Origin of the sequence: Paraburkholderia sp. MM5496-R1 (assembly GCF_050436205.1) — a bacterium.
Lineage (GTDB): Bacteria > Pseudomonadota > Gammaproteobacteria > Burkholderiales > Burkholderiaceae > Paraburkholderia > Paraburkholderia tuberum.
Genome location: NZ_JBNDLT010000002.1, coordinates 3888199 through 3913896, shown reverse-complemented (window position 1 = coordinate 3913896; position 25698 = coordinate 3888199). Strand labels below are relative to the sequence as shown.

Below are 25698 nucleotides of genomic sequence, written 5' to 3'. Positions count from 1 at the left end.
TTATGCAGTAAGCGCCGAGAACGCCACGCGAGAGAATCGTAACTTTTGGGTTTCCTGCAACAGAAAAGCCGGGGACGCATCCCCGGCTTGCTAAGCACGCTCGGCGCCGACTCAGTTGCCCATCGCGCCCGACGCCTCGTGCTTCATCGCGTCGCCGCCCTTTTTCATCGAGTCGTGCTTCATCGTGTCCTTTTTCATGCCGTCCTTCGACATGCTGTCTTTGGACATCGAATCTTTCGACATCGCATTCTTCGACATCTCATCGTTCGACATCGCGCCGCTCGCCTGCGCGAAGGCCGCGCCGCCGCTTGCCAGCATCAACAACGCGATCGTGGTAACTGCAATCTTCTTCATGGGATGACTCCTTGGTGGTGGATGAATCGAAGCCGGCGAGAGCCGGCGTGCTTCCGAAGCCGCTGCCGCAAGCGCGCGTGCGCCCGCATGCGTCAGGAGCCTCCGAACCAGTTGTAGCCCTGGTCGACCCAATAGCCGCCGGGATACGTGTTGGTGACGAATATTTCGACGATGTGCTTCGGATTCTTGTAGCCGAGCTTGGTCGGCATGCGCAGCTTCATCGGGTAGCCGTATTTCGCGGGCAGCCGTTCGCCGTCGTAGGAAAACGTCAGCAGCGTTTGCGGATGCAAAGCGGTCGGCATGTCGATGCTTTCGTAGTAGTCGTCCGCGCATTTGAAGCCGACGTACTTCGCCGTCGTGTCCGCGCCGACGCGCCGCAGAAAATCGCCGAATGGCGTGCCGCCCCAGCGGCCGATCGCGCTCCAGCCTTCGACGCAGATATGTCGCGTGATCTGCTCCGCGTGAGGCAGCGCGTACAGCTCGGGCAGCGTCCACACGCGCTGGCCGGTCACGAGGCCGCTCAGCTTCAATTGATAATCTGAGCCGTCGACGTGCGGCACGTCGTCAATGCCATAGTACGCGTTGAATGGAAACGGCCGCGTGATCTGCGCTTCGGTGTAGGTCGGCGCGAGCTGCTTCGGATCGAACAGCGCGGCCTGCGCGCGATCGTTCAGCCGCGACACGGCGGTGAGAAAACGGTTCACGGAAGCGTCGTCGGTCAGCGAGCAGCCGGTCAGCATCGACAGGCCGCCGAGCGTCAAGAGCTGCTTGCCGAACAGGCGTCGCGACGGCATCGCCAGTTCGCGCTTCGCATCGAGCAGGATCGATGCGCGGTCGAGCTTGTGGCTCACACGATGTGTGGATGGGTCCGCTGGTTTCTCTATCGGCTTGTTCATGATTCGGTATCCGTTTGGAATTCGCGTTGCGATTTCATGAGCGTGAGCATGCGCGTGGGTAGCCGCGGGCTCAACGTCCGCGCAACATCGCGAGCAACGAGCGCGGCACGAGCGCGACCATCGCCAGATGCACGGCGAGAAACGCGGCCAGCAGCGACATCGCGCTGAAGTGCACGATGCGCGCGTTGTCATAGCCGCCCATCAGTTCGCGCAGCAGCGGAAACTGCACCGACTTCCAGATCGCAAGCCCCGATAGCACGAGCACGATCAGATCGGCGATCGCGAACAGGTAGGCGAATTTCTGCACCGCGTTGTAGACGCGCAGATCGCCATGCGAAAGCTTCCCGCGCAACGCGGCGACGAAATCGCGCAGTACCGCGCGCGGCGTCAGCGGCAGGAACTTGCGCACGAAACGCCCGCTCGCGAGATTCAGCGCGATATACATGAGACCGTTGAACACCAGCAGCCACATCGCCGCGAAGTGCCATTGCAGCGCCCCGCCGAGCCAGCCGCCCAGCGTGATCGCGGTCGGGAAGCTGAACGCCGGGAAGATCGGCGACGCGTCGTAGATGCGCCAGCCCGACAGCATCATCACGATCGCGGCGAGCGCATTCAGCCAATGCGTGATGCGCAGCCACAGCGGATGAATGACGCCGCGCTTCGGCGCGGTGGGCGCGGCGGGTGCGCTGGGGCGCAAGGCGTGGGGTGTGGACATGGGGCTCTCCTCGAGCAGCGGTAGTGAATGCGGCGCGCGCGAGGTCGATCAACGGCACGCGGGAAGGTCGGTCGCTTGCAGCACGTCGCCGCTCGCGTCGCTTTCGACGAACGCGACCACGCCGAAGCGGTCGGCGGCGTTGGCGCTCGGATCGGCTTGCGCATCGACGCTCGCAGCGTGTACATCGATGTCCTGATGGATCCGCGCGTGACCGGAGACGAGTGGCACAGGCCCGAACCAGGCGCGCACGACGCGCTCGTGATGCAGCGTCGCGCCGCGGTTTTCGCCCGCGCCGACCTGCGTCGTCAGCGCGTTCTCATAGATCGCGAGATAGGCGCTCAACGCACCCGTGGCGGCGGCTGCCGTCGTGCTGAACTGCGCATCGACATCGAACGCGCCGGGCGCACGCGGGCTCAGCGCAAGTGCGACGCTCGCCTGGGCGGGTTCGGCGACGAGCTCGTCGATGCGGCGCTCGAAACTGTCGCGTTGCGACCAGTCGCGCAGCTCGCGGCCCGCGACGAACACTTCCGGCGTATAGACCGTGTGCGCGCCCGCGAGACGCGTCAGCGTTTGCTGACGTTCCGTGAAGCGATGCTGGGAAAAGCGGTCGGTCCAGCCGAGGCTGTTCCAGTAGTCGACGTGCAGCGCGAGCGGCACGATGCCGTGCGCGGCGCCGTCGCTTTTCCATTGACTGAGCCAGCGGTCGGCGGGCGGGCAGCTATCGCAGCCCTCGCTGCTGTACAGCTCGACGAGCGCGACGCGGTGCGCGGGGCTGTGCGTGACGCATAGGGGCCCGGCCGCGTCGGCCGCACTGATGCCAGAACCGCTCAGCAGAAAAAGCGCAAGGCCAACGGCGGGCGTCGAAAAAGTCGTAAAGCGCTGAAGTATCGAGCGATTGTGCGCGGTCGACATGACGTGCTCCGATCGTAATCTGCACGTTTGTCGAGCCGCGCGGCCGGTTATGACAAGCCTTTTTTAGTTTTTTTCCGGCATGGGATAGCCAGCCAAAGCTCGCCCGCGACTCAGTCGTAACTGACCACCACCGTCACGCGCGTGTCCATATCGGTGCGCTTCGCGTTCAGCGACAGCACGCCGCCCGCGCGATCGACCGCGTAGTGGCCGTCGCGGGCCGTCGCGACACGCCCGGTGCCATCGACGAACCGCGCCGCCACCAGATCGCGCGACTGCGTGCCGCCGTTCACTTCGAGCGCGACATCGGCCCCGCTGACGACGCCCGGCGGCGCGCTGAACGTCACCGTGCGCGAAAAGCGCTGACCCGCCACGCTCGCGCTACCGACGGCGACGCCAGGGGGCGCCGTATCCACGCTGATCTGCATCGGCGGTGCAACGATCATCCCCACGAACCGGATCACGCCGCCCGTCACCGTCGATGCCGCCGGCGCCGCCAGCGGCGCGGCAAGCAATGCCACCCCCGCGACTGTGCGACCGAACGTTCGCCACCGCCTGCTTTCCGCTTTCATGTGCACCTCTTTGTCAATCGGCGCGAGTCGCCTCGCGCCCTTCACGCGCCATCCCGCGAATCGCTTCGCTGGAGTGCGGCCTTCGCTGCACTTTGTTTAACGGCAATCCTCTGACTGGCTTGAACGCAATGCGGACCACACCGCTTTCTTCTCGCACCGCACAAAAACGGTCAATCGACGGGCGCGACGTCGCAAACGGAGCTGCGTGAGACAGCGTGCTAACATCAAACTTTCGTCTCGCTGCTGCCGCGCGGCCTCACGCTTTGTCGCCCGGCACCTCTCGATCGCTTTTCCCCAACACTTGGTCGTTTTGCCCGTGACTTCTCTGCGTCGTCCGACTTTCCGTGCTCTCGCCCGCTTGCGGCCATGCCGCGCAGGCGAGTGCGCGCGCGCGGACGTCGCGTCGCACGGCCCCGGCGAGACGTCCCGAACGGTCCCGCTTCACGCCGCCCGGCGCCCTCGCTGACGCAGCCCGCCAATACCCAGGGCCGCGTCGCCGGGCACCGGGCTCTCCCATTCGTCCACTCATCCGCCGACCACCCCTTGGGTCGTTGCACTCGGCCATCCATGACCGCCTTATCCGGAGTCCTGATGATGAAGAAGATCAAAACCTGCTACCTGACCGAACTCGACGTGACCCGCCTCGAGAAATACGCGGCCACCGACGCCAAGTTGCAGCACATGCTCGACGATGTGCTCGAACGCGCGGTGATCGTCGACTCGCACGACATCCCCGCCGACGTCGTCACGATGAACTCGCAAGCGACGCTGATCGACGCAGCGAGCGGCGAACAGATGACGTGGACCGTCGTCTATCCGCCCAACGCCGATTTCGCGCAAGGGCGCCTGAATGTGTTCTCGCCGGCTGGCCTCGCGCTGCTCGGCGCGCGCCGCGGCGAGAGCGTCCGCTTCACGCCACCCAGCGGCGATCAGAAAGTGCTCAAGCTCGACAAAATCCTGTATCAGCCTGAAGCCGCCGACGATTTTTCACTGTAAGGCGGCCGTTCCCTCGCTGTAAGTTGCCCTGTCTGATGCGGTCTCGAATCAAGCATAGGAGATGTCTGGTTTCATCCGGACCAGTTTTTTTGAGTCATTCAGACAGGTTGCCAAACCGCGGGCGGCCGGTGTATCGTGTGCGCTGCTAACGCGGGGGTCCTGCGTAGCGCGGAGCTGGAGGTCCGTGTTGCGTGGGTGAGAAATACCCTTTGAACCTGATCTGGATAATGCCAGCGCAGGGAAGCGTACGGATTTCGCTCCAGCCCCAAGTGCCTCACCTCTCCGCGATTTCCGACTACTTCCATCTCGGTCTCCTGCTTAGCCGCCCCACTTTGTACGGAGACTTACATGAACGCCAACCCGAAGTTTATTTCCGCCGAAGCCCACGTGGACGAGGCCGCCGTCGCGCCGTTGCCGAATTCGCGCAAGGTCTACGTGACCGGCTCGCGCCCCGACATCCGCGTGCCGATGCGCGAAATCTCGCAGGCTGACACGCCCGACAGCTTCGGCGGCGAAAAGAATCCGCCGATCTACGTGTACGACACGTCGGGCCCCTACTCCGACCCGGACGCGGAGATCGACATCCGCGCGGGTCTGCCCGCACTGCGCGAGGCGTGGATCGAGGAGCGCGGCGACACCGAGCCGCTGACCGGTCTGTCGAGCAGCTTCAGCCGCGAGCGCGCCGCCGATCCGGCCACCGCGCAGCTGCGCTTTCCGGGACTGCATCGCACGCCGCGCCGCGCGATCGCCGGCAGGAACGTGACGCAGATGCACTACGCGAAGCAAGGCATCATTACGCCGGAAATGGAATACATCGCGATTCGCGAAAACCAGCGCCGTGCCGAGTACCTCGAGACCCTGAAGACGAGCGGCCCGAATGGCGCGAAGCTCGCCGCGATGATGGGCCGTCAGCACCCCGGCCAGGCATTCGGCGCGAGCGCGTTCGGTCCGAACGGCCTCACCGAAATCACCGCGGAATTCGTGCGCGAGGAAATCGCGCGCGGCCGGGCGATCATCCCGAACAACATCAATCACCCGGAAAGCGAGCCGATGATCATTGGCCGCAACTTCCTCGTGAAGGTCAATGCGAACATCGGCAACTCGGCGGTGACATCGTCGATCGGCGAGGAAGTCGACAAGATGACGTGGGCGATCCGCTGGGGCGGCGACACGGTGATGGATCTGTCGACCGGCAAGCACATTCATGAAACGCGCGAATGGATCATCCGCAACAGCCCGGTGCCGATCGGCACGGTGCCGATCTATCAGGCGCTCGAAAAGGTCAACGGCAAGGCTGAAGACCTCACCTGGGAAATCTTCCGCGACACGCTGATCGAGCAGGCCGAGCAAGGCGTTGACTACTTCACGATCCACGCGGGCGTGCGTCTGCAATATGTGCCGCTCACGGCGAACCGGATGACCGGCATCGTGTCGCGCGGCGGCTCGATCATGGCGAAGTGGTGTCTCGCGCATCACAAGGAAAGCTTCCTGTACGAGCATTTCGAAGAGATCTGCGAAATCATGAAGGCCTACGACGTGGCCTTCTCGCTCGGCGACGGCCTGCGTCCCGGCTCGATCTACGACGCGAACGACGAAGCGCAACTGGGCGAGCTGAAGACGCTCGGCGAACTCACGCAGATCGCGTGGAAGCACGACGTGCAGGTGATGATCGAAGGTCCGGGCCATGTGCCGATGCAGCTGATCAAGGAAAACATGGACCTGCAGCTCGACTGGTGCGACGAGGCGCCGTTCTACACGCTCGGGCCGCTGACCACCGACATCGCGCCGGGCTACGACCACATCACGTCGGGCATTGGCGCCGCGATGATCGGCTGGTTCGGCACCGCGATGCTGTGCTACGTGACGCCGAAGGAACACCTCGGTCTGCCGAACAAGGACGACGTGAAGACCGGCATCATCACGTACAAGCTCGCCGCGCATGCCGCCGATCTCGCGAAGGGTCATCCGGGTGCGCAGGTGCGCGACAACGCGCTGTCGAAGGCGCGCTTCGAATTCCGCTGGGAAGACCAGTTCAATCTCGGTCTCGACCCGGACAAGGCGCGCGAATTCCACGACGAAACGCTGCCGAAGGATTCGGCCAAGGTCGCGCATTTCTGCTCGATGTGCGGCCCGCACTTCTGCTCGATGAAGATCACCCAGGACGTACGCGAGTTCGCCGCGCAACAAGGCGTCACCGACGACGAAGCGCTGAAGAAAGGCATGGAAGTAAAGTCGATCGAGTTCATGAAGCAAGGCGCGGAGATTTATCAGCGGCAATGAGCGGGTTGCGCGATTTGCGCGAACCAGCACTGCAGTATCGAAGCCCGCCGGCATGGCGGGCTTTTTTATTCCACCGCATCGAGCAGGCACGTTGCGTGCTGAGAGAAGGAAACATCTGTTTCCAATAACGAGCGGAGTCAGCATCATGAAATCGATCCGTCATCTCGGTACTCGTCTTGGTACGGTCGCAGCCGCCCTTTCACTTGTCGCGGGTCTCGCGGCATGCGGCGACATGTCCCCACGCACACGCGATACCGCGATCGGCGCGGGTGTCGGCGGCGCCGCTGGCGCGGCAATCGGCGGCAATGGCTTGTCGACCTTGGGCGGCGCGGCGGTAGGCGGCGTCATCGGTAACCAGGTCGGCAAGTGAGCGGCAAGTGAGCGTTGCGTCAGATGAGCGTCTAACGGTTCATACAGGACAGCAAACGATTTTTTCGGACCACGATCCGGACTGCCAAGGGCGCCGGATGCGGTGCGCCCTCGTCCCGACAACGCGCGTGGAAATAGGCTGAAATATGCGGTTGCGGTTTTGCCACAGCGCTGCCGCGGCAAGAGCGTAAGCTCCTCATAACGACGTCGCGCAAGGCGGCATCGGTTCATCGAGGAGCGCGCCATGAAGTCCCGCGTCGTCACCCATCTTTGCGTGGTGCGCCTCTCGACGCCACGCGATTCGTCCAGTTTTTCCGCGAGGTTCGCGCGGCCCGCCACCGCGATTTGCTTGCTCGCCTCGAGTCTCTTTTTGGCAGGCTGCTATTACCCCGCCGGCTACTATCCCGCCGGCTATTACCCGTCGTACTATTCGACCGCGCCCGCGACCACAGCCGACCAAACCGCGCCGGCGACCGATCAACAGCAGCCGCCTCAAGCCCAGGCGCAAATGCAGGTCGCACCGCAAGACATGCCGCCCGGTTATGCGGTCCCCGCGCCCGTGTATGCGGCGCCGCCGGTTTATCCCGCCTACTATCCGCCGCCGCCTTATCCCGCTTATTACGGCTACCCCGCCTACTACGGACCGTCGATTGCGATCGGCATTGGCGGTTATTGGGGCGGCCATTGGGGCGGTCATGGGGGCGGCCACTCGCATTGACCTGTCCTCTTTCGTCGCGGAGCGTGCACGCGCCGGCACTTCAACTGCCGGCGCGCGCGCTTCTTCATGAGTCGTTTTTCCGCGCATATCGCCCTCCACCGCGCATACCCCGCTCGTACTTTCCCGGCTTGACGCGCCGGTAAGGCGCTCTATCCTTGGAAGGTTTCATGCAGCACGCGCTTAAATCGGGCGACGCCGCTTTGTCGAGGCCACTTGCGAGCGTCCGCCGAATCAGAGCGACGCGCCGTCATGCGCAATCCCCCGCGTCGAATTACACAACAACGAAGGAGACGTGATGTTTCATCAACTACTCACTCCGGTTGGCAATTCGCTTTTTCCGTCGTTCATCGTCGCCGCGCTGCCGATCATCGCCGTGCTCGCGCTGCTCGGCTGGGCGCGCAGGCCCGCGTGGCAAGCGTCGCTCGCGGGACTGATCATCGGTTTGATCGTGGCGATTTTCGTCTGGCAGTTTCCGGTCGGGCTCGCGTTCAACTCGGTCGCGGCTGGCGTCGTGTTCGCGATCTGGCCAGTGATGTGGATCGTGTTCACCGCGATCCTGCTGTACAACATCGCGCAGCGCTCGGGACGCTTCGAGGCCTTCCGCCTGTGGATGATCGACAATCTGCCGAACGACCGGCGCACCGTGCTCGTCGTGGTCGGCTTTTCGTTCGGCGCGCTGCTCGAGGGCATTTCGGGTTTCGGCACGCCGGTCGCGATCACGAGCTCGCTGCTGATCATGCTCGGCTTTCCGACGCTCGAAGCGCTGACCTTCACGCTGATCTTCAACACCGCGCCGGTCGCGTTCGGCGCGCTCGGCGTGCCGATCACGGTGCTCGGCGCGGTCACGCATCTGCCGTCCGATGTGCTCGGCAAGATGGTCGGGCGGCAATTGCCTTTCTTCGCGGTCCTGCTGCCCTTCTATGTGATCGCCGTGTACGCGGGCTTTCGCAACATGCTGCGGATCTGGCCGGTGCTGCTGGTCTCGGGCCTGAGCTTCGCGCTGACCCAGTTCGTCGTCTCGAACTTCATCAACTACAGCCTGACCGACGTGCTGTCGTCGCTGGTTTCGCTGATCCTCACCGTTGCGTTCCTGCGCGTCTGGAAGCCCGCCGGCGATCCGAAATTCGCGGTCAACGTCGATCGCATCAGCGAGGTGCGCGGCAAGATCGGCGGCGCACAGGGCTGGTATCCGTGGATCATCGTGTCGGTCGTCGTGATCATCTGGACGATCGCGAGGATCTTCACGATCGGCGACCTCAAGGTGTCGTGGCCCGGTCTCGACAAGGCCGTGTTCATCACGCTCTACAACACGCCGTACGGCGCGATCTGGGACTTCCAGCCGCTCGCGACCGGTACCGCGATCCTCGTCGCCGCGCTCATCACGGCGTTCGTCGTACGGCTCTCGCCCGCCGAGTTCGGCAAGGCGATCTCCGATACGTGGGTGCAAACGCGCATCGCGATCCTGACCGTGGCAACGATCGTCGGCCTCGCTTACCTGATGAACTACTCGGGACTCACCTACACGCTCGGTCTCGGCGTTGCGTCGGTCGGGCCGCTGTTTCCGCTCGTGTCGGCGTTCCTCGGCTGGGTGGCGGTGTTCCTGTCCGGTAGCGATACGTCGGGCAATGCGCTGTTCGGCAATCTGCAGGTGGTCGCGGCCAAACAGCTCAATCTGAATCCGGTGCTGATGGCGGCGACCAACTCGTCGGGCGGCGTGATCGGCAAGATGATCTCGCCGCAGAACATCGCGACCGGCGTCGCGACCACCGAGTTGAAGGGCAAGGAAGGCGTCGTGTTCGCCAAGACCTTCAAACATTCGATTCTGCTGACAGTGCTGCTCGGCGTGCTCGTCTGGGCGCAGCAGAACGTCCTGCAATGGATGATTCCGCATTGAGGTCGCGCCAGTAACGGCGCAATGCAATTCACCTCTTTTCGGACGGCCGCCCGCGCATCGCGGGCGCCGTTTCCGATCCCATCCCCACTGCCGTTCCGCCGATCGCAATTTTTCTCACATATCGGCGAGAATTGCTCGTTTGGCGCGCGCCCTCGCAGCGCTTACCATCGACCTCATCGGACGCGGCTGTCTCCCGGATCTTGCCGTTTCATCCTGTACTGAAACGATTCGCGCGATCGCACTGTTACGATGAGCTGGCGTCCTGACTCAACTGCGCGCGGCGCCATTCCAATGAAAACCAGAAACCTGCTGCAACTGCTGATCCTCGCTGCCCTGTGGGGCGCATCGTTCCTGTTCATCCGCGTCGGCGTGACCGACTTCGGCGTCGCGCCGCTGATGGCGCTGCGCGTCGGCATCGGCGCCCTCTTTCTCGCGATCGTGCTGATCGCGCGACGGCCGCTGCAACAGTCCGCCACCGTGTTGCGCACGCACGCAGTGCCGCTGCTCGCGGTCGGTATCGTCAATTCGGCGGCACCATTCTGCCTGTTCGCGTATGCCGAGCTGACACTGTCGGCGGGCGTCACGTCGGTGATCAATGCGTGCGCGCCGCTGTGGGGCGCGCTGGTCGGCTTCCTGTGGCTGCGCGACCGGCTCAGCGCACTGCGCACGCTCGGTCTCGTGGTCGGCTTTCTCGGCGTGCTGATGCTCGTGTGGGATCAGATCGCGGCGCCGGCCGGCTCGGCCGCCTCGCCGCTGAGCGTCGCGCTCGCGGCCGGCGCCGCGCTCGGCGCCACGCTGCTCTACGGCATCGCCGCCAACTACACGAAGCGTCACCTGACTGGCGTCGACGCGCTGACCGTCGCGACCGGCACGATGATCGGCGCGACGATCGTGCTGCTGCCGCTCGCGGTCATCTACTGGCCCGCCGCGCCGATCTCGCTGCGTGCGTGGGGCGCGGTGATCGCGCTCGGCGTCGCCTGTACCGGCATCGCGTACATGCTGTTCTTCCATCTGATCGCGGTCGCCGGGCCGACGCGCGCGATCACCGTGACCTTCGTGATTCCGATCTTCGGCATTCTGTGGGGCGCGTTGTTTCTCGGCGAGACGGTGTCGCCCGGCATGCTCGAAGGGTGCGCTGTGATTCTGGTCGGCACCGCGTTGGCGACCGGCGTAGTCAAGCGCTTGCCGTGGATGGGGACGCGGCGCGCGGATACCTGAGCGCACGCAGTCAATCGGCAACCGCGCCGGGTCGCGGCTTGCCGTCTGGTCACGTTACATCGGCTCACGCGCGGGCCCTTCGCGCGTCAAATGCATAGTCAAAAAAAACCGCCCGGATTTCTCCGGGCGGTTTCGTCGAACCGGCGGCGTCGGCCGCGAGGCTCTCGTATCAGTGCAGCTGGTCGGCCATCAGGCTCATGATCTGCTTGGCCTGCGAGCTTTCGTCGAGTTGCCCCTTGTCGTCGACCACGGCCACGCGGGTCTGGTTCGGCGTCACGGCGCGCACGTTCACGCGATACTGCTTGGCGACCTTCTCCTTCTTGCCGTGGAAGACCTGGCTCCAGAAGCCCTGCTCGGCCGACGACATATCCTTCGGATCGACGTAGCGCACGAAATAGAGGCCGCGGCTCATGTCGCGATCGTCGACCGTGAAATTGCTGCGATCGAGTGCGAGGCCCACGCGCAGCCACGCGCGGTCATACGGCTCGCCGAGCGTGAGTTCGGTCGATGAGAGCTGCGCCGACGTGTTGTTGGACGAATCCGCGTCCGGCATAGGCGGTTGCGCCGCGAGCGCGACGTTCTGCGCGACAACGGCGGCCGTCGCCGACTTCGCACCCGCCGTCGCCGCGTTCGGCGCGATCTGCGTGCCCGCGGGCGACAGCTCGGCGTTCTGTGTGCCACCCGCGTTGCTACCCGAATCGGCCCGCGCCAGCGAGACCATCAGGCGCTTCAGGTATTCCTGCTCGAGCGCCGGGTCGTTCGGTTTGGGTTGCCACTGGGTCGACTCGTTGTTCGTACCGGTGATCGCCTCACGCATGCCTTTCTGGCTGACGAACACATAGGTGCCGCCATTCGGCGCCGCTTCGAGACGCGTGCGGAACTTGTTGCGCTCCGAACTCACGTAGCTGTTGCCCATCGCCTTCGACAGCGTGTTGCGGATAAAGCCGTCGTTGATCTGCGCGTGGGTTTCGTTCCAGTCGGTTTCCATCACGCCCTTGTCGCGCTGGTCGACGACGAGCAGGAAGCCCTGCTCCTGCCAGAAGCGGCGGATTTGCGGCCAGGCCTGATCGGGCGTTTTGTTGTCGATCACGAGCCAGCTCTCGGTGCCGTCGCGCTGGATGTGGATGCCCTGGACGGGCGGCACGACCGCGACCGCGTCGCCGGCCGGCGCCTGTGCCTGCACCTGTTTCAGCGTGGACAGCGAGGTTTCGCCGCCCTGCGGCGGCAGCGAACGCTGATCGGCCGTCTCGTCGATCATGTTCGGCGGTACGGCAAGCGATACCTGCTTAGAACGGGAGTCGCTCCTATAGTCGATTTTGGTCGGCGACGAGGTGCCGCAGCCGGCGACCAGCCCGCCTGCCATGAGCATTACTGCAAACCGCTTGGTGAGACGAAAATCAGTCATGTTCGGGGAATCCTTCCGCTACGCCACGGCAAGTTTCCGTGGATCAACCCAACATTTTACCGGTCCCGGTGAGGCCTGTGCAAAAACTGGGGTTTGCCCGCGAATCGCCACATGCCACGGCTACGAAGCGACCACGGGAAAAAAGTCCGCGCCCATCATGCTATTTGCCTTCTTATGAGGTAAATTTAACACTAAATAACACTTTCGAGTTGACCTTGGGAGTATTCCCAAGTCTTTGCCGGAGGCCCGCCGAATAAGGGCTTCCGGTCTGCATGCGGCTTGTTTTTAAACATGGCGTGCGGTCCTGTCCGCCGCGATGTGCAAAGACCAGAAAAAACCAGCGCTAGACTAATCGAGTTATCTCAATAAAAAATCCGGCGCCAAAAGAGGAAGGCCTCATGTCCCAGTCCTGTCTCAATCCATCCGCGATCGCCTCGGCGATCGCCCTCGTCGCGTGCTGCGCGAGCTTCGGCGCGCATGCCGAATTGGGCGGCACGATGCCGAGCCAGGCGGTGTCGGGCGCGAGCGCGCCGCGCACGCTGCTCAATGGCGCACTGCGCGAGCGCACGTGGACCGACGCTGGCAATACGACCATCAACGAATACGCGACCAGCACCGGCCTGATCGTCGCCTACGCGTGGCAAGGCCCGACGATGCCGGATCTGCACGCGCTACTCGGCAAATACGGCGACTCGTACAAGACAGGCGCCGCGGCGGCGGCCGGCAGCGGCAATCTGCATTCGTCGCGGGTCACGCGCGCCGACGTGATCGTCGAGTCCGGCGGACCGATGCGCGGCTACGTCGGCCGCGCGTGGCTGCCGGCGGCTTTGCCCGCCGGCGTCACCTCCGACGACATCCAGTAACGCGTGCGCCCCGCACGCGTCGCTCGCGCCCCCTTCACGCCTGAGTTCCACCCGACGGATCGCCACGCCATGAAATCCGCCTTGCGTTTCCATGCCCTGCTTCTGATCGTCTGCGCGGCCCTCGTCGGCTGCGGCGGCGGAGGCGGCAGTTCCTCGTCCAGCTCGTCCGGCTCGGGCTCGACGCCGTCCGCGACCGCGCCGACCTCGTCGACCAGTTCCACGAGCGCGTCGAACACGACGCAGAGCGCGAACGTGCCGCAATCGACCACGCCCAACGTGCAGCTGGTCACGGTCGGCGTATCGCCCGGCAGTACGCGCAACATGCTGACGACGAGCGTCACCGTCTGCCAGGCCGGCACCAGCAACTGCGCGACGATCGACGACATCCAGGTCGACACCGGCTCGAACGGCCTGCGCATCCTCGCATCGGCGCTGCCGACGACCCTGTCGCTGCCGAGCATCGCCGCGGGCGGCGGCGTGAGCGCCGAATGCGCGGTGTTCGGCAGCGGTTATGCGTGGGGCTCGATCCGCAACGCGGACGTACGCATGGCTGGCCAACAGGCGTCATCGATTCCGATCCAGGTAATCGCCGACAGTGCGCTGCCCGCCGCACCCACCGACTGCGCGAACTCCGGCGCGTCGCTGCTGACGGTGTCGAGCCTGCACTCGAACGGGATCCTCGGCGTGGGCCTGTTCCCGGTCGACTGCGGCAACGGCTGCTCGAACTCCGCATTGCCGCGCTGGTACTACAGTTGCACGACGAGCGGCTGCACCGCAACCGCGCAGCCGCTCGCACAACAGGTGACCAACCCGGTCAGCAGCTTCCCGCTCGACAACAACGGCGTCGTGATCGACCTGCCGGCCGTCGCCGATGCGGGCGCGGCCAGCGTGTCGGGCTCGTTGATCTTCGGCATCGGCACCCAGTCGAACAACACGCTGACGAGCCCGAACGTCCTGAAGGCGAACGCCGCGACCGGCTACGTGACGACGAACTCGGGCGGTCAGACCTATGCGGTGAGCTATCTCGACAGCGGCTCGAACGGCCTGTTCTTCCACTCGACGCAGTTCCCGTTGTGCGGCTTCTGGTACTGCCCGACTTCGACGCAGTCGGCGAGCGCGTCGATCACCGGCATCGATGGCGTGTCGAGCACGGTGTCATTCGACATAGCCAATTCGAGCACGCTGTTCTCGTCGTCGAACAACGCATTCGACAATCTCGCCGGCAATTCGAGTCAGGGCTTCGGCTGGGGCTTGCCGTTCTTTTACGGCAAACGCATTTACACGGCGATTGCGGCGCGCAATAAGTCGGCCGGCCAAGGGCCGTATTACGCGTTCAGAGGTTGATTGGGTTGGACGCGCAGCGATGGCGCGAGACGCGGACGGGAACTCAGCCCGCCGCGCTGGCGGGTTGCGCGGCCGGCGCGGCCAGCTTTGCCGGCGCGAGCCAGCGGAATACGTCCAGCTCTTCGCCGTGGAACGTGCACTCGGCGGCGGCCGGCGTGCTGACCCTCTTCGGCTCGGCCTGCTTCGCGGCCACGTTGACGTCCGTCGCCGCTTGCGATGCCGATGCCGCGAGCAGCGCGGAGACCGCCACCTCGGACGCGCTTACCCGGTGCTCGATCGTCCCCTCCACCACGACGCGCGAGCCGCGAATCGCGGCCCCGCGATGCGTGACCCGCAGCGTATCCGACGACATCCCCGACGACGCCTCGGCCAGCTTGCTGCGCATCAATTGTTCGCATGCGCCCGAGTTGCGGGTACCGATCGTGCAGGCCGCCAGCAGCGCCACGGCGCTCGCGACACAGGCGATAGAGAGAAGGCGAATCTTCATCGATGTTCCGTTGTTCAAAGCCTCGGTCATTGTAGCTTACGACCCCGTCGCCGGGCTTCGCGGCCGCCTGCCGCTTGACCTTGACCCAGCGCATCGGCATTGTGTTGACCGGTCGCGCCCTCGATGGCGCAGCCGGCAGCCCGGTTGCCCACATTGCGCGGCGAATTCAAAACGACTCTACCCCCGGTAACGATCTCGGCTTCTTCATGCTCAGCCTCGTCCTGCTCGCGATCGTCGCCTACGCCGCGACCAATATCGACAACCTGTTCGTGCTGCTCGGCTTTCTGACCGAAACGGGCGTGGAGCGGCGCCGTGTGGTCGCGGGACAGTACGCGGGCTCTTTGATCCTCGTCGCCGCGGCGCTCGTGCTCGCGACCTTGCTCACGCGCCTGCCGGCCGGTTATGTGGGCCTGCTCGGCTTGCTGCCGATCGTCGTGGGCCTGCACAAGGCCTGGCAGCGCTTCGGTCCCGGCCACGCGCGGCGCAACGCCAGCGAAGATGGCGAGGACAGCCGCGCAAGCGCCCCGCCATCCGTTCGCGGCTCATCGAGCTGGACCGTCGCGAGCGTCGCCATCGCCAACGGCTCGGACAACCTCGCCGTCTACGTGCCGCTGTACGCGAGTCGTACGCCCGCCGAGAACGCGCTGGTTTCGCTCGTGTTCGTCGTGATGATCGGGCTCTGGTGCGCGGGCGCGGCATGGCTGGTCGACCACCCGCTGCTCGGCGCGCCGATCCGGCGCTACGGCTCGGCGCTGCTGCCGCTGATCCTCGTCACGATAGGCGTATCGGTGATGGTGAACAGCGATACGTTGCGACTTTGGTCCGGCGCGTGATCAACGCGGGGCGTCGACGAAGACTGCGCGGCACGCAACGGCTTCGGCTTGCCGCCTTCAGCGTCGTAGTCTTCGTCTGCCGATCCTGCTTCGCCAGTCTCAATTCGCCGGCTGGGGCGGTTGCACGTAAGTACGCACGCCCGCCAGCGGCGCGCCATAGCCGCCCGCGCTCGCGTTGTTCGGCAAGCCGTTGACCAGTTGCGCACGCGGATCGGTCGGATTCAGATTCAGCTCGCCCGCCTGCTGGTTGCCATGCGTCGGATACTCGCTGCCGCGCGCCGCCTGCGGCATCAGACCTGTACTGTTCTGCGGCGCGTTCATGTCGTTCTGCGCGCTGAGCCCCTGCGCGCCGGCCTGCCCGACGAACCCACATGCCAACGCCGCGCACGCGCAGATCCTCGCGAGGCCGGATATCTTCGCTACCCTTTTCATGTTCACCTCCTGCTCTGTGAATTGACGACGCCTCGTGAGCTCACCCCTGAATCGAGTGCCGCGCGAGCGTCCCACGGCACCTTCCATGCGAGCGGCCGCTCGCCCCCTTCTGCAGCCGAGCAGGCCGCGGCCCACTCCACCTCGGCCCTTGACGCTTTCTCAATAATATGTTCCCATTGCGCACTATGTACCGCGCCCAGACCACCCTATCGCTACTACTAGCCCGCTCTACCGGGCTAGGTCTGCTGCTGCGCGCGTCCGCTTCTCTCTGATACACCGAAGCATCGCTTGAATCCCCAGTAACTGACCCAGCCCCGGTTTCCGACCGGCGGCCCTGTATCGCGTTTTCGTCGTCCGGTCGACACCCATTCCACGGTCTCTCCCCCGGATGATGAAAATGTTGAAAAACCCTGCTACCAAGTACCGTTCGTTCAAGCCGATCAATTTGACGGATCGCCAGTGGCCGTCGCGCACCATCACGCGCGCGCCGATCTGGATGAGCACCGACCTGCGCGACGGCAACCAGGCGCTGTTCGAGCCGATGAACGCCGAGCGCAAGATGCGCATGTTCAAGACGCTGGTGCAGATCGGCTTCAAGGAAATCGAAGTCGCGTTTCCGTCGGCGTCGCAGACCGATTTCAACTTCGTGCGCGAGCTGATCGAGGGCGGCCATATTCCCGACGACGTGACGATCGAAGTGCTCACGCAGGCGCGCGACGATCTGATCGAGCGTACTTTCGAATCGTTGCGCGGCGCCCCGCGCGCGATCGTCCATCTGTACAACGCGACCGCGCCGGAATTCCGCAAGATCGTGTTCGGCCTCGAAAAGAGCGGCGTGATCGAACTCGCGCAGAAGGCCGCGCGCACGATGAAACGCCTCGCCGACGCGCAACCGGACACGCACTTCACGCTGCAATACAGCCCGGAAGTGTTCAGCGGCACCGAACTCGAATTCGCGAAGGAAGTCTGCGACGCGGTATTCGACATCTGGCAACCGACGCCCGAGCACAAGGCGATCGTCAATCTGCCGGCCACCGTCGAAATGGCCACGCCGAACGTCTACGCCGACCAGATCGAATGGATGCACCGCAATCTCGCGCGTCGCGACTCGCTGATCGTCTCCGTCCACCCGCATAACGACCGCGGCACGGCCGTCGCGGCCGCGGAGCTCGCGGTGATGGCGGGTGCGGATCGCGTCGAAGGTTGCCTGTTCGGCAACGGCGAGCGCACCGGCAACGTCGACCTCGTCACGCTCGCGTTGAACCTGTACACGCAGGGCGTCGACCCCGAGCTCGACTTCTCGAACATCAACGAAGTCGCGCGCACGGCCGAGGAATGCACGCAGTTGCCGGTGCATCCGCGTCATCCGTATGTCGGCGATCTCGTCTTCACCGCGTTCTCGGGCTCGCACCAGGACGCGATCAAGAAGGGCTTCGCCGCGCAGAAGCCGGACGCGATCTGGGAAGTGCCGTACATGCCGATCGATCCGAGCGACCTCGGCCGAACCTACGACTCCGTGATTCGCGTGAACAGCCAGTCGGGCAAGGGCGGTATCGCGTACCTGCTCGAGCAGAGCTACGGCGTCGTGTTGCCGCGCCGTCTGCAGGTCGATTTCAGCTCGGCCGTGCAGCGTTTCACCGACCAGAGCGGCCAGGAAGTCACGCCCGCGCAGATCTGGGAACTGTTCCAGCAGGAATACGTGCGCACGGCCGAGCCGGTCCGCTATATCAGCCACAGCCTGTCCGAGCATGACGGCCGCGAGCACATCAAGCTCAACGTCGAAATCAACGGCACGCCGCGCGTGCTGAGCGGCGCCGGCAACGGCCCGCTCGACGCGCTGATGCACGCCTTCGACGTGCCCGTGCGCATCCAGCACTACGAGGAACGCGCGCTCACGCAGGGCGCCGATGCGCGCGCGATCGCGATCGCCGAAATGGCCGGCACCGATGTGGCCGGCAGCGCGTTCGGCGTCGGTGTCGATGCGAACCTGATCACCGCGTCGATCCGCGCGGTGATCAGCGGCGTGAACCGCGCGTATGCACGCGTGAACACGGATGCCCAGGAGCGCTTCTTCGACGCCGCGCTGAGCGACGCGACGGTGTGAGGCCAGCGTCTGCCGCGTTGAACGTGCGGCACGCCGCATGTTCGACGGGCTGACGACAACGAAGAGGGGGCGTTTCGACGCCCCCTCTTTTTTAATGTGGATTTATCCGCGTCAACGTTTCGGCCGACGGTCAATGAAATACGTCCCGGCCGAAGTACTTCAGCGAAATCCGCTGATACGTACCGTCTTTTCTCATGCCGGCGAGCGCGTCGTCGATCGCCAGGCGCAGCTTCGGATTGCCCTTGCGGATCAGTACGGCCGACTTGTCGCTGCTATCGGGCGACGTATCCACCGCGACGACCTTGATCCTCGCCTCGGGCTCGCGCTTCCTGTAGTCGAGAAACGACAATGAATCGTTGACGGTCGCGTCGACGCGGCCCGCGACGAGCAGCTCGATCGATTCGTCGAAGCCCTGCGCCGGGATCACCTGCGCGCCGTGCGCGGCCGCGATCCTGCCGACGTTGCTGGTCAGCGTATTGGCCGATTTGCGGCCCTTCAGGTCGTCGAAAGATTTGATCGTCGTGTTCTCCGATGCGACGATCAGCACCGCGTGCGACGTGATGTACGGGTCCGAGTAATCGTATTTGAGCTTGCGCTCGTCGGTGATCGCGACCTCGTTGATCACCGCGTCGTAGCGATTGACGTCGAGACCGGCGACCAGTCCTTCCCATTTGCCTTCGATGAATTGCGGCTTGACGCCGAGACGCTGCGCGATCGCGCTCCCAAGCTCGACATCGAAGCCGGTCAGCTTGCCCGCGTCGTCGTGGTAGGTGAACGGGGCGTACGTACCTTCGGTGCCGATCCGGAACACGCCCGATGCCTTGATCCGCGCGAGATCGTCGGCACTAGCCGGATGCGCGAGTGCTGCCTGCAACAGCGCAATCATCGCAAGTGAACGAATCGGCTTCATCGGACGGCTCCGTCTGAGTGGCTGCGCGGGTGGCGGACTGCCGCGTTTGGCGGGGAGTGCCGGCGTGCGGCCGGCTGTGTGGGCCGACTGTAGCAAACCGTCCGCGATTTTCAAAGCGCTTCGCGCGCGGTGCGTCGATCCGCACAGGTCAGCCGCTGCGCTCTGCCGTCGAGCACATGGCGCAGGCAAAAAGGCCCCGCAAGCGCTCATGCTTTCACGAGCCTTTGCGGAGCCTTTTCGCGGAGCTTTCGGGTGGGTCGGCGTGTCGGCGCGCCGCTCAGTACGTCTCCAGATGCAGCCGCCCTTCCCGCTTCAGCTTCGCCCACAACGCTTCCCAATCGATCTGATGCTGCTCGCCGATATCCTTGAGCGCCTGCAGCACACCGTCCTCCATGCCCTTGAGGCCGCACACGTAGATATAGGTGTTGTCGTCCTTCAGCAGGTTCGCGACGTCGGCCGAACGTTCGCGCATTGCGTCCTGCACGTAGCGCTTCGCCTGTCCCGGGGTGCGCGAAAACGCGAGCGTGGTGTCGATGAAATCCTTCGGCAGATTCGTCAGCGGTCCAAAGTACGGCAGCTCCTCCTTGGTACGCGCGCCGAAGAACAGCATCAGCTTGCCGGTCGCGCCTTTGAGGCGCTTGCGGCGGCGATACTCGGTCATCGCGCGCATCGGCGCGGAACCGGTGCCCGTGCAGATCATCAGCAGATGCGAGTTCGGATGATTCGGCATCAGGAAGGTGCTGCCGAACGGACCGATCACGTTGACCACGTCGCCCTTCTTCAGATCGCACAGATAGTTCGAGCACACGCCGTCGATCGCGTCGCCGTGCTGCTGCGACACCCGCTTCACCGTCAGCGACACGTTGTTATAGCCGGGCCGCTCGCCATCGCGCGGACTCGCGATCGAGTACTGGCGCGCGTGATGCACGCGGCCGTCGGCGGCAGCTCCCGGCGGCAAAATGCCGATCGACTGGCCTTCGAGCACCGGAAACGGCATCGAGCCGAAATCGAGCACGATGTGATGGATGTCGCTCGACGTCGCGCTGTCGGTGAGCCGGTAGTTGCCGACCACCGTCGCGGTGGTCGGCGTCTTATGCGTGTAGAGATTCACGTACGGCTTCGCGGCCGACCACGGCGGCACGAGCGCGCCGCGCACGGTATCCACTTCGATGCCGTCTGCTTCGGCGGCGCTGTCGCCCGCGGTGGACGCGGCCACCGGTTCTTCAGCCGCCACCGCCATCGTGTTCTGCTCCGGCAACACGTCCCACGTAAACTGCTCGTCGATCGAATACGCGTCGGCCTTCAGCACGGTGCGCCAGTTGTCGATCGCGCCGGTCGGGCACGGCGGCACGCAGGCCATGCAGCCGTTGCAGACGTCGGCCTTCACGACGTAGTTGTTGTCGTCGTGCGTGATCGCATCGACCGGACAGGTCTCTTCGCAGGTATTGCAGCGAATGCAGATCTCCGGATCGATCAGATGCTGCCGCAGAACTTCGACCGATACTGGCCCGTTCATGGCTTCCTCGCCTGCTTCAATTGAAGCGCACGTATTCGAAATCGACCGGCTGACGGTTCACGCCCATCGCGGGCGGCGCGATCCAGTTCGCGAACTTGCCCGGCTCGGCGACGCGGCCCATCAGCGAAGCGACGAACGCGCGGTCTGCCGGCGTGGCGAGCCAGTTCGCTTCGTTGGCGGCCCATTCGGCTTCGCTGAGCACACGGCCGTCCGGCGACACCCGCGTGCCGGCGAACGTGCCGATCTGCCGGTTGAACGCCTTGTGCGGCACCGTCATGCGAAAGTCGATGCCGGCCTTCTCGAGCACCTTGTTCCAGCGCCCAACGCCCGCAACCGAGTCCTTGATGTAATCGTCGCGCAGCACTTCGTTCATCGCGTTGAGCATCGGCACTTCGCGCTCGACGAGCTTGCCGTCCTGCACGTCGAGCAGCTTGTAAGCAAGCTCGTTCAGGCGATGATCGTCGTCGCGCTTGCCTTCCTCGTAGCGGCCCTTCAGACCCGAGCTATAGAACGTCGCCGCGTTCGACGAATGATCGGCGCCGAACAGGTCGATCGTGACCGAGTAATGGAAGTTCAGATAGCGCTGGATGGTCGGCAGATCGATCACGCCGGCCGCGCGGACCTTCGCGACGTCGCCGGTGCCGAGTTCGTTCATCACCTGAGCGGTGCGCTGAATCACGCGCGACACGCCCGATTCGCCGACGAACATGTGATGCGCTTCCTCGGTCAGCATGAACTTCGTCGTGCGCGCGAGCGGATCGAAGCCCGACTCCGCGAGCGCCGACAACTGGAACTTGCCGTCGCGGTCGGTGAAGTACGTGAACATATAGAACGCGAGCCAGTCCGGCGTTTTCTCGTTGAACGCGCCGAGAATGCGCGGATTGTCCTCGTCGCCCGAGCGACGGCCGAGCAAGGCTTCCGCTTCCTCACGACCGTCGCGGCCGAAGTAGCGATGCAGCAGATACACCATCGCCCACAAGTGGCGGCCTTCCTCGACGTTGACCTGGAACAGGTTGCGCAGATCGTACAGCGACGGCGCGGTCAAACCGAGGTGACGCTGCTGCTCGACCGAGGCCGGTTCCGTATCGCCCTGCGTGACGATGATGCGGCGCAGGTTCGCGCGATGCTCGCCGGGCACGTCCTGCCACGCGGCTTCGCCCTTGTGCTCGCCGAAGTGGATCGTGCGATCCTGCTCGCCCGGCGTGAGGAAAATGCCCCAGCGGTACTCGGGCATCTTCACGTAGTCGAAGTGCGCCCAGCCGCCCGCATCGACGCTGACCGCGGTGCGCAGATACACGTCGTAACCGTGCGAGCCTTCCGGGCCCATGTCGCCCCACCACGACAGAAAGTTCGGCTGCCATTGTTCGAGCGCGCGTTGCAGCGCGCGGTCGTCGGCGAGGTTGACGTTGTTCGGAATCTTTTCGCTGTAGTTGATCGAGGACATGGTCGGTTCCCTGGGTCAATTCCCTGTTCGGAAGCTGCAGTGGCGAGAGGCGCGTATCGGCAGGCGGCGTCGTTTAGTCGGAGTGAGCGCGGCGCATCTCAGACGCGCGACACATCGAATTGCGCCTTGCTGCCCTTGCCGTACACCTTGAGCGCACCCTTCTCGCCCACTGCGTTCGGCCGGTTGAAGATCCAGTTCTGCCAGGCGGTGAGACGGCCGAAAATGCGCGTCTCCATCGTCTCCGGCCCATTGAAGCGCAGATTCGCTTCGAGGCCGGTCAAGGCATCGGGCGACATCGCCGCGCGTTCTTCGAGCGCGATGCGGATTTCGTCGGCCCAATCGATATCGTCAGGCGACGCGGTGACGAGACCGAGGCGCTCCGCGTCGAGCGCCTTGACCGGCTGACCGATCAGCGCGCGCGCCGCGTCGAGCGGCTCGGCTTCCTCGTAGAAGCGCCGCGCGAGCCGCGACTGATGCGTCACCATCGGATACAGGCCGAAGTTGACTTCCGACAGCGTGATCGCCGGCTCCTCGTCCTCGTTGTCGGGCAGCGCGGCCATGTAGGTGCGATCGGCGGCGAACGCGAGTTCCGCGAACGTGCCGGCGAAGCATGAACCCGGCTCGATCAGCGTGAAGATGGAGCGCGACGACACGTCGAGGCGCGCGAGCGTGCGGCGCAGCATGCCGATCGTTTCGCGCACGAACCAGTGATCCTTGTGCTGCAGCAGCGTCGCATCTACCGCGAGCAGGTGGCGCGCGTCGCCTTCGGTCTTGAACACCCAGGTGCCGATGTCGAGCGCGTTGGTGCGCATCGAGAGGATCGCGTCGTCGAGTTCGCGGGCGAATTGCAGCGGCCACCAGTTGGCGCCGGCCGCGGCGATCGCGGCGAGGTCGGTCGGTTGCCCGGTCTGTGGCGCGCGCGCGGTGAAGGTCGCCATACGTTTCGCGCGATCGATCGTGACGTCGACCGTCTGATAGCCGAGGCCAGCTTCGCGATCCGTGCGTTCGATGCGCGTGAGCGCGACGCCCTGCACATCGGCCGGACGATCGCTGTGCGCGCCGAGTTCGAGCGCGCGCGCCTGAATGGCCTGCTCGAACTGGTTCGGCTTCACAACTTCGTCGACGAGACGCCAGGTCTTCGCGCGTTCGCCGCGCACGCCCTCGACCACCGTGCAGAAGATATCCGCGCGATCGTGGCGCACCTTGCGCTTATCGGTCACGCGCGTGAGTCCGCCGGTGCCGGGCAGCACGCCAAGCAGCGGTACTTCCGGCAGCGACACCGAAGAGGAACGATCGTCGATCAGATAGATTTCATCGCAGGCGAGCGCGAGTTCATAACCGCCGCCCGCGCACGCGCCGTTCACCGCGGCGAGAAACTTCAGCCCCGAATGGCGCGACGAATCTTCGAGCCCGTTGCGGGTTTCGTTCGTGAATTTGCAGAAGTTGACCTTCCACGCGTGCGATGACAGCCCCAGCATGAAGATATTCGCGCCCGAGCAGAACACCCGGTCCTTCAGGCTCGTCACCACCACCGTGCGGACTTCCGGATGCTCGAAGCGAATGCGCTGAATCGCGTCGTGCAGCTCGATGTCGACGCCGAGATCATACGAATTGAGCTTCAGCTTGTAGCCGTCGCGAATGCCGCCGTCCTCGGCGATGTCGATGCCGAGCGTCGCGACCGGACCGTTGAAGCTGAGCTTCCAATGCTTGTACTGCGACGGCTCGGTGCGATAGTCGACCGGCGCGGCCTGAGCAATGGCGGTGGGTGCTGTGGACATGGGGCGTCTCCTGACTGGACGATGCAATCTGTTTTTTGAACAATAGTGCATCGTCATACCAGCGTAAAGCACTTTAGTGCATTTTTACGGGGAAACCCTGGCGCCCACGATCGGTCAGTTCACGCGCGCCTCGTCGGGGGCTTCCGCCGCGAGCCGCGCGGCGAGACGGTCGCGCAACTGCAGGTACGCATCGGCGAGCGTCTTTTCGCTGGTGTCGAACGACATGTCCGCGCGTCCGTACAGCTCGGCGCGCCCGGCGAGGATGCGCTTCAGGTCGTCCATCGCCTCGCGGTTGCCGGACATCGGCCGCAGATCGCCTTGCGCGACGACGCGGCGCATATGTTCCTCGGGCGTCGCCTGCAACCACACGGTGAAGCAGTGCGACAGCAGCACGTTGAACGTGCCCGATTCCGACACGAGCCCGCCCGGCGACGCGATCACCGCGTGCGGATGCTCGTGGATCACCGCCTCGAGCGCGCGTTGCTCGTAGCGTCGATACGCGCTCGCGCCGTACAGCGAATGAATCTCCGACGGCGGACAGCCCGCGAGCTGTTCGATCACGCGCGTGAGCTCGATGAACGGCACCTTGCGCTCCTGCGCGAGCATGCGCCCGAGCGTCGACTTACCCGCGCCGCGCAGGCCGATCAGCGCGATGCGGTCCTTGCGGTGCGGGTCGCGCGGCGCCTGCGCGAACATCTCGGCGAGCGCGATGCGCGCGCGCTGCAGTGCCGCCTGGTCGCGCCCCTGCAGCAGCTCGCGGATCAGCAGCCATTCGGCGGACGCGGTGGTTTCGTCGCCGATCACCTCGGCGAGCGAGCAGTTCAGTGTGGCCGCGAGCTGCCGCAGCACCAGCACCGATGCATTGCCGACGCCCGATTCGAGGTTCGCCAGATGCCGCTCCGACAAACCGGTTTCGGCCGCCAGCGTCTTGCGCGTCATGCCGCGGCGCGCGCGCAGCAGACGCACACGCTCGCCCATCGCGGTCAGGAACGGATCGCGTTCTTCGCGCTCGCCGCCACGTTCGGCCGTGCGTTCACCCGCGCGGTCGGTGCGTTCGGCGCGGGCCGCGTCGTCGGTATCGTCCAACGGTGCGGGAGGGTACTTTTGATTCATGTTTTGCGACCTCGTGACTACGATACATGTACTATAGTGCTTGACATGCACTAGATGAACGGTTTAATTTTCGCCAAAAGCTGATCCAATCATAAACACAGTCGCGCGCCGCCTTGGCATTCCGGCCGCGTCACGGAGACGGCGCCGCAATACGCATGCACCCAAGTTCCGGCGGCCGGCGACCCGGCGGCCAGCCTGCGTGAGCGCGCTTCTGGAGGCTCGCATGTCCCCACAGGAATTCCAGCGCCTGATCGCAGGCGTCACTGGGCAACTCGCCGGGCGGCCGCTCGACGACGACACGCACGGCTTTTCCGTCGACGTCGTCGACATGCAGGACATTGCCGGTCCGCACCACGTCCATCCGCACGGCGAGATCGATCTGATCATGCCCCTCACCGACGGCGCGACGTTCGACGGCCATCCGGCCGGCTGGTGCGTGTACGGCCCCGGCTCGGCGCATCGTCCGAGCGTCGCGAACGGCCGGGCGCTGGTGCTGTATCTGCTGCCGCAAGGGGCGATCGAATTCACGCGCGCGTGAGCCGCGAGCA

24 protein-coding genes and 1 riboswitch are annotated in these 25698 nt (G+C 64.7%); of the genes, 11 read left to right on the top strand and 13 right to left on the bottom strand.

Annotated features, from left to right (window positions below; all coding sequences use genetic code 11):
* Positions 1-111 precede the first annotated feature (111 nt).
* The 5 genes from OKW38_RS25245 to OKW38_RS25225 all read right to left on the bottom strand — a co-directional run bounded on the left by OKW38_RS25245 (position 112) and on the right by OKW38_RS25225 (position 3446).
* Positions 112-354 carry a pentapeptide MXKDX repeat protein gene (locus tag OKW38_RS25245; RefSeq protein WP_429363548.1) on the bottom strand — a complete coding sequence of 81 codons (243 nt, stop codon included), beginning with the start codon at positions 352-354 and terminating at the stop codon, positions 112-114.
* 92 nt (positions 355-446) lie between these two features.
* A complete protein-coding gene (locus tag OKW38_RS25240; protein ID WP_090800928.1) occupies positions 447-1250 on the bottom strand; it encodes a molybdopterin-dependent oxidoreductase in 804 nt (267 codons plus the stop codon).
* A gap of 70 nt (positions 1251-1320) precedes the next feature.
* Positions 1321-1965 (bottom strand): cytochrome b/b6 domain-containing protein, encoded by a 645-nt coding sequence (locus OKW38_RS25235; RefSeq protein ID WP_184022043.1) that lies wholly within the window; start codon positions 1963-1965, stop codon positions 1321-1323.
* Positions 1966-2013: 48 nt separating this feature from the next.
* Positions 2014-2877 (bottom strand): DUF1223 domain-containing protein, encoded by an 864-nt coding sequence (locus OKW38_RS25230; RefSeq protein ID WP_429363547.1) that lies wholly within the window; start codon positions 2875-2877, stop codon positions 2014-2016.
* 110 nt (positions 2878-2987) lie between these two features.
* Entirely contained in the window at positions 2988-3446 is a 459-nt protein-coding gene (locus OKW38_RS25225; RefSeq protein WP_429363546.1) for a hypothetical protein, read from the bottom strand.
* A gap of 594 nt (positions 3447-4040) precedes the next feature.
* Between OKW38_RS25225 and OKW38_RS25220 the strand changes: the two genes are divergently transcribed.
* From OKW38_RS25220 to OKW38_RS25195, 6 genes are all read left to right on the top strand, one after another.
* Positions 4041-4442: a GreA/GreB family elongation factor gene (locus OKW38_RS25220; protein WP_176078894.1), complete on the top strand. Its 402-nt coding sequence runs from the start codon at positions 4041-4043 to the stop codon at positions 4440-4442.
* A gap of 142 nt (positions 4443-4584) precedes the next feature.
* A riboswitch (TPP riboswitch) is annotated at positions 4585-4702 on the top strand.
* Between the two features lie 88 nt (positions 4703-4790).
* Positions 4791-6722: a phosphomethylpyrimidine synthase ThiC gene (gene thiC / locus OKW38_RS25215; protein ID WP_090800936.1), complete on the top strand. Its 1932-nt coding sequence runs from the start codon at positions 4791-4793 to the stop codon at positions 6720-6722.
* Positions 6723-6867: 145 nt separating this feature from the next.
* A complete protein-coding gene (locus OKW38_RS25210; RefSeq protein WP_090800937.1) occupies positions 6868-7092 on the top strand; it encodes a glycine zipper 2TM domain-containing protein in 225 nt (74 codons plus the stop codon).
* A 243-nt stretch (positions 7093-7335) separates the two neighbouring features.
* Positions 7336-7809: a hypothetical protein gene (locus OKW38_RS25205; RefSeq protein ID WP_429363544.1), complete on the top strand. Its 474-nt coding sequence runs from the start codon at positions 7336-7338 to the stop codon at positions 7807-7809.
* Positions 7810-8104: 295 nt separating this feature from the next.
* Complete coding sequence (locus OKW38_RS25200) at positions 8105-9703, top strand: L-lactate permease (RefSeq protein WP_429363542.1); 1599 nt, start codon at positions 8105-8107, stop codon at positions 9701-9703.
* A 291-nt stretch (positions 9704-9994) separates the two neighbouring features.
* Positions 9995-10921, top strand: coding sequence for a DMT family transporter (locus OKW38_RS25195; protein ID WP_429363540.1), 927 nt, complete (start codon positions 9995-9997; stop codon positions 10919-10921).
* A gap of 169 nt (positions 10922-11090) precedes the next feature.
* Here OKW38_RS25195 and bamC read toward each other — a convergent pair whose 3' ends face one another.
* On the bottom strand, positions 11091-12326 hold the full coding sequence (gene bamC / locus OKW38_RS25190; protein ID WP_090800943.1) for an outer membrane protein assembly factor BamC: 1236 nt from the start codon (positions 12324-12326) through the stop codon (positions 11091-11093).
* Positions 12327-12724: 398 nt separating this feature from the next.
* Between bamC and OKW38_RS25185 the strand changes: the two genes are divergently transcribed.
* Positions 12725-13189, top strand: coding sequence for a DUF2844 domain-containing protein (locus tag OKW38_RS25185; RefSeq protein ID WP_429355820.1), 465 nt, complete (start codon positions 12725-12727; stop codon positions 13187-13189).
* 69 nt (positions 13190-13258) lie between these two features.
* Positions 13259-14533: a DUF3443 domain-containing protein gene (locus tag OKW38_RS25180; RefSeq protein WP_429363538.1), complete on the top strand. Its 1275-nt coding sequence runs from the start codon at positions 13259-13261 to the stop codon at positions 14531-14533.
* A 43-nt stretch (positions 14534-14576) separates the two neighbouring features.
* Here OKW38_RS25180 and OKW38_RS25175 read toward each other — a convergent pair whose 3' ends face one another.
* Positions 14577-15020, bottom strand: coding sequence for a hypothetical protein (locus OKW38_RS25175; RefSeq protein ID WP_429363536.1), 444 nt, complete (start codon positions 15018-15020; stop codon positions 14577-14579).
* 206 nt (positions 15021-15226) lie between these two features.
* Between OKW38_RS25175 and OKW38_RS25170 the strand changes: the two genes are divergently transcribed.
* Positions 15227-15853 carry a cadmium resistance transporter gene (locus tag OKW38_RS25170; protein WP_429363534.1) on the top strand — a complete coding sequence of 209 codons (627 nt, stop codon included), beginning with the start codon at positions 15227-15229 and terminating at the stop codon, positions 15851-15853.
* A 99-nt stretch (positions 15854-15952) separates the two neighbouring features.
* On the opposite strand, the gene OKW38_RS25165 is transcribed toward OKW38_RS25170, so the two are convergent.
* On the bottom strand, positions 15953-16285 hold the full coding sequence (locus tag OKW38_RS25165; RefSeq protein WP_090800949.1) for a hypothetical protein: 333 nt from the start codon (positions 16283-16285) through the stop codon (positions 15953-15955).
* A gap of 397 nt (positions 16286-16682) precedes the next feature.
* On the opposite strand from OKW38_RS25165, the gene leuA reads away from it, so the two are divergent.
* Positions 16683-18389 carry a 2-isopropylmalate synthase gene (gene leuA, locus OKW38_RS25160; RefSeq protein ID WP_429363532.1) on the top strand — a complete coding sequence of 569 codons (1707 nt, stop codon included), beginning with the start codon at positions 16683-16685 and terminating at the stop codon, positions 18387-18389.
* 130 nt (positions 18390-18519) lie between these two features.
* Here leuA and OKW38_RS25155 read toward each other — a convergent pair whose 3' ends face one another.
* The 5 genes from OKW38_RS25155 to OKW38_RS25135 form a co-directional block, all read right to left on the bottom strand.
* A complete protein-coding gene (locus OKW38_RS25155) occupies positions 18520-19299 on the bottom strand; it encodes an amino acid ABC transporter substrate-binding protein (protein WP_429334938.1) in 780 nt (259 codons plus the stop codon).
* A 277-nt stretch (positions 19300-19576) separates the two neighbouring features.
* A complete protein-coding gene (boxA, locus tag OKW38_RS25150; RefSeq protein ID WP_429363530.1) occupies positions 19577-20815 on the bottom strand; it encodes a benzoyl-CoA 2,3-epoxidase subunit BoxA in 1239 nt (412 codons plus the stop codon).
* 16 nt (positions 20816-20831) lie between these two features.
* On the bottom strand, positions 20832-22259 hold the full coding sequence (gene boxB / locus OKW38_RS25145; protein ID WP_429363528.1) for a benzoyl-CoA 2,3-epoxidase subunit BoxB: 1428 nt from the start codon (positions 22257-22259) through the stop codon (positions 20832-20834).
* Between the two features lie 98 nt (positions 22260-22357).
* Complete coding sequence (boxC, locus tag OKW38_RS25140; protein WP_429363526.1) at positions 22358-24037, bottom strand: 2,3-epoxybenzoyl-CoA dihydrolase; 1680 nt, start codon at positions 24035-24037, stop codon at positions 22358-22360.
* A 114-nt stretch (positions 24038-24151) separates the two neighbouring features.
* Positions 24152-25150, bottom strand: a complete 999-nt coding sequence (locus tag OKW38_RS25135) for a helix-turn-helix transcriptional regulator (protein ID WP_429334942.1) — start codon at positions 25148-25150, stop codon at positions 24152-24154.
* Positions 25151-25373: 223 nt separating this feature from the next.
* On the opposite strand from OKW38_RS25135, the gene OKW38_RS25130 reads away from it, so the two are divergent.
* The gene (locus OKW38_RS25130) at positions 25374-25688 is read left to right on the top strand and encodes a DUF4863 family protein (protein WP_429363524.1); all 315 of its coding nucleotides are present in this window, start codon (positions 25374-25376) and stop codon (positions 25686-25688) included.
* Positions 25689-25698 lie beyond the last annotated feature (10 nt).

Bases quoted from the DNA above. Each gene is read 5' to 3' on its own strand.
- OKW38_RS25155 (WP_429334938.1), bottom strand. From the start codon at position 19,299: ATGAAGCCGATTCGTTCACTTGCGATGATTGCGCTGTTGCAGGCAGCA.
- OKW38_RS25230 (WP_429363547.1), bottom strand. From the start codon at position 2,877: ATGTCGACCGCGCACAATCGCTCGATACTTCAGCGCTTTACGACTTTT.
- OKW38_RS25175 (WP_429363536.1), bottom strand. From the start codon at position 15,020: ATGAAGATTCGCCTTCTCTCTATCGCCTGTGTCGCGAGCGCCGTGGCG.
- OKW38_RS25185 (WP_429355820.1), top strand. From the start codon at position 12,725: ATGTCCCAGTCCTGTCTCAATCCATCCGCGATCGCCTCGGCGATCGCC.
- OKW38_RS25180 (WP_429363538.1), top strand. From the start codon at position 13,259: ATGAAATCCGCCTTGCGTTTCCATGCCCTGCTTCTGATCGTCTGCGCG.
- OKW38_RS25130 (WP_429363524.1), top strand. From the start codon at position 25,374: ATGTCCCCACAGGAATTCCAGCGCCTGATCGCAGGCGTCACTGGGCAA.
- OKW38_RS25170 (WP_429363534.1), top strand. From the start codon at position 15,227: ATGCTCAGCCTCGTCCTGCTCGCGATCGTCGCCTACGCCGCGACCAAT.
- OKW38_RS25195 (WP_429363540.1), top strand. From the start codon at position 9,995: ATGAAAACCAGAAACCTGCTGCAACTGCTGATCCTCGCTGCCCTGTGG.
- OKW38_RS25245 (WP_429363548.1), bottom strand. From the start codon at position 354: ATGAAGAAGATTGCAGTTACCACGATCGCGTTGTTGATGCTGGCAAGC.
- OKW38_RS25210 (WP_090800937.1), top strand. From the start codon at position 6,868: ATGAAATCGATCCGTCATCTCGGTACTCGTCTTGGTACGGTCGCAGCC.
- OKW38_RS25225 (WP_429363546.1), bottom strand. From the start codon at position 3,446: ATGAAAGCGGAAAGCAGGCGGTGGCGAACGTTCGGTCGCACAGTCGCG.
- OKW38_RS25220 (WP_176078894.1), top strand. From the start codon at position 4,041: ATGAAGAAGATCAAAACCTGCTACCTGACCGAACTCGACGTGACCCGC.
- bamC (WP_090800943.1), bottom strand. From the start codon at position 12,326: ATGACTGATTTTCGTCTCACCAAGCGGTTTGCAGTAATGCTCATGGCA.
- OKW38_RS25165 (WP_090800949.1), bottom strand. From the start codon at position 16,285: ATGAAAAGGGTAGCGAAGATATCCGGCCTCGCGAGGATCTGCGCGTGC.
- boxB (WP_429363528.1), bottom strand. From the start codon at position 22,259: ATGTCCTCGATCAACTACAGCGAAAAGATTCCGAACAACGTCAACCTC.
- OKW38_RS25205 (WP_429363544.1), top strand. From the start codon at position 7,336: ATGAAGTCCCGCGTCGTCACCCATCTTTGCGTGGTGCGCCTCTCGACG.
- OKW38_RS25135 (WP_429334942.1), bottom strand. From the start codon at position 25,150: ATGAATCAAAAGTACCCTCCCGCACCGTTGGACGATACCGACGACGCG.
- OKW38_RS25200 (WP_429363542.1), top strand. From the start codon at position 8,105: ATGTTTCATCAACTACTCACTCCGGTTGGCAATTCGCTTTTTCCGTCG.
- boxC (WP_429363526.1), bottom strand. From the start codon at position 24,037: ATGTCCACAGCACCCACCGCCATTGCTCAGGCCGCGCCGGTCGACTAT.
- OKW38_RS25235 (WP_184022043.1), bottom strand. From the start codon at position 1,965: ATGTCCACACCCCACGCCTTGCGCCCCAGCGCACCCGCCGCGCCCACC.
- boxA (WP_429363530.1), bottom strand. From the start codon at position 20,815: ATGAACGGGCCAGTATCGGTCGAAGTTCTGCGGCAGCATCTGATCGAT.
- leuA (WP_429363532.1), top strand. From the start codon at position 16,683: ATGTTGAAAAACCCTGCTACCAAGTACCGTTCGTTCAAGCCGATCAAT.
- thiC (WP_090800936.1), top strand. From the start codon at position 4,791: ATGAACGCCAACCCGAAGTTTATTTCCGCCGAAGCCCACGTGGACGAG.
- OKW38_RS25240 (WP_090800928.1), bottom strand. From the start codon at position 1,250: ATGAACAAGCCGATAGAGAAACCAGCGGACCCATCCACACATCGTGTG.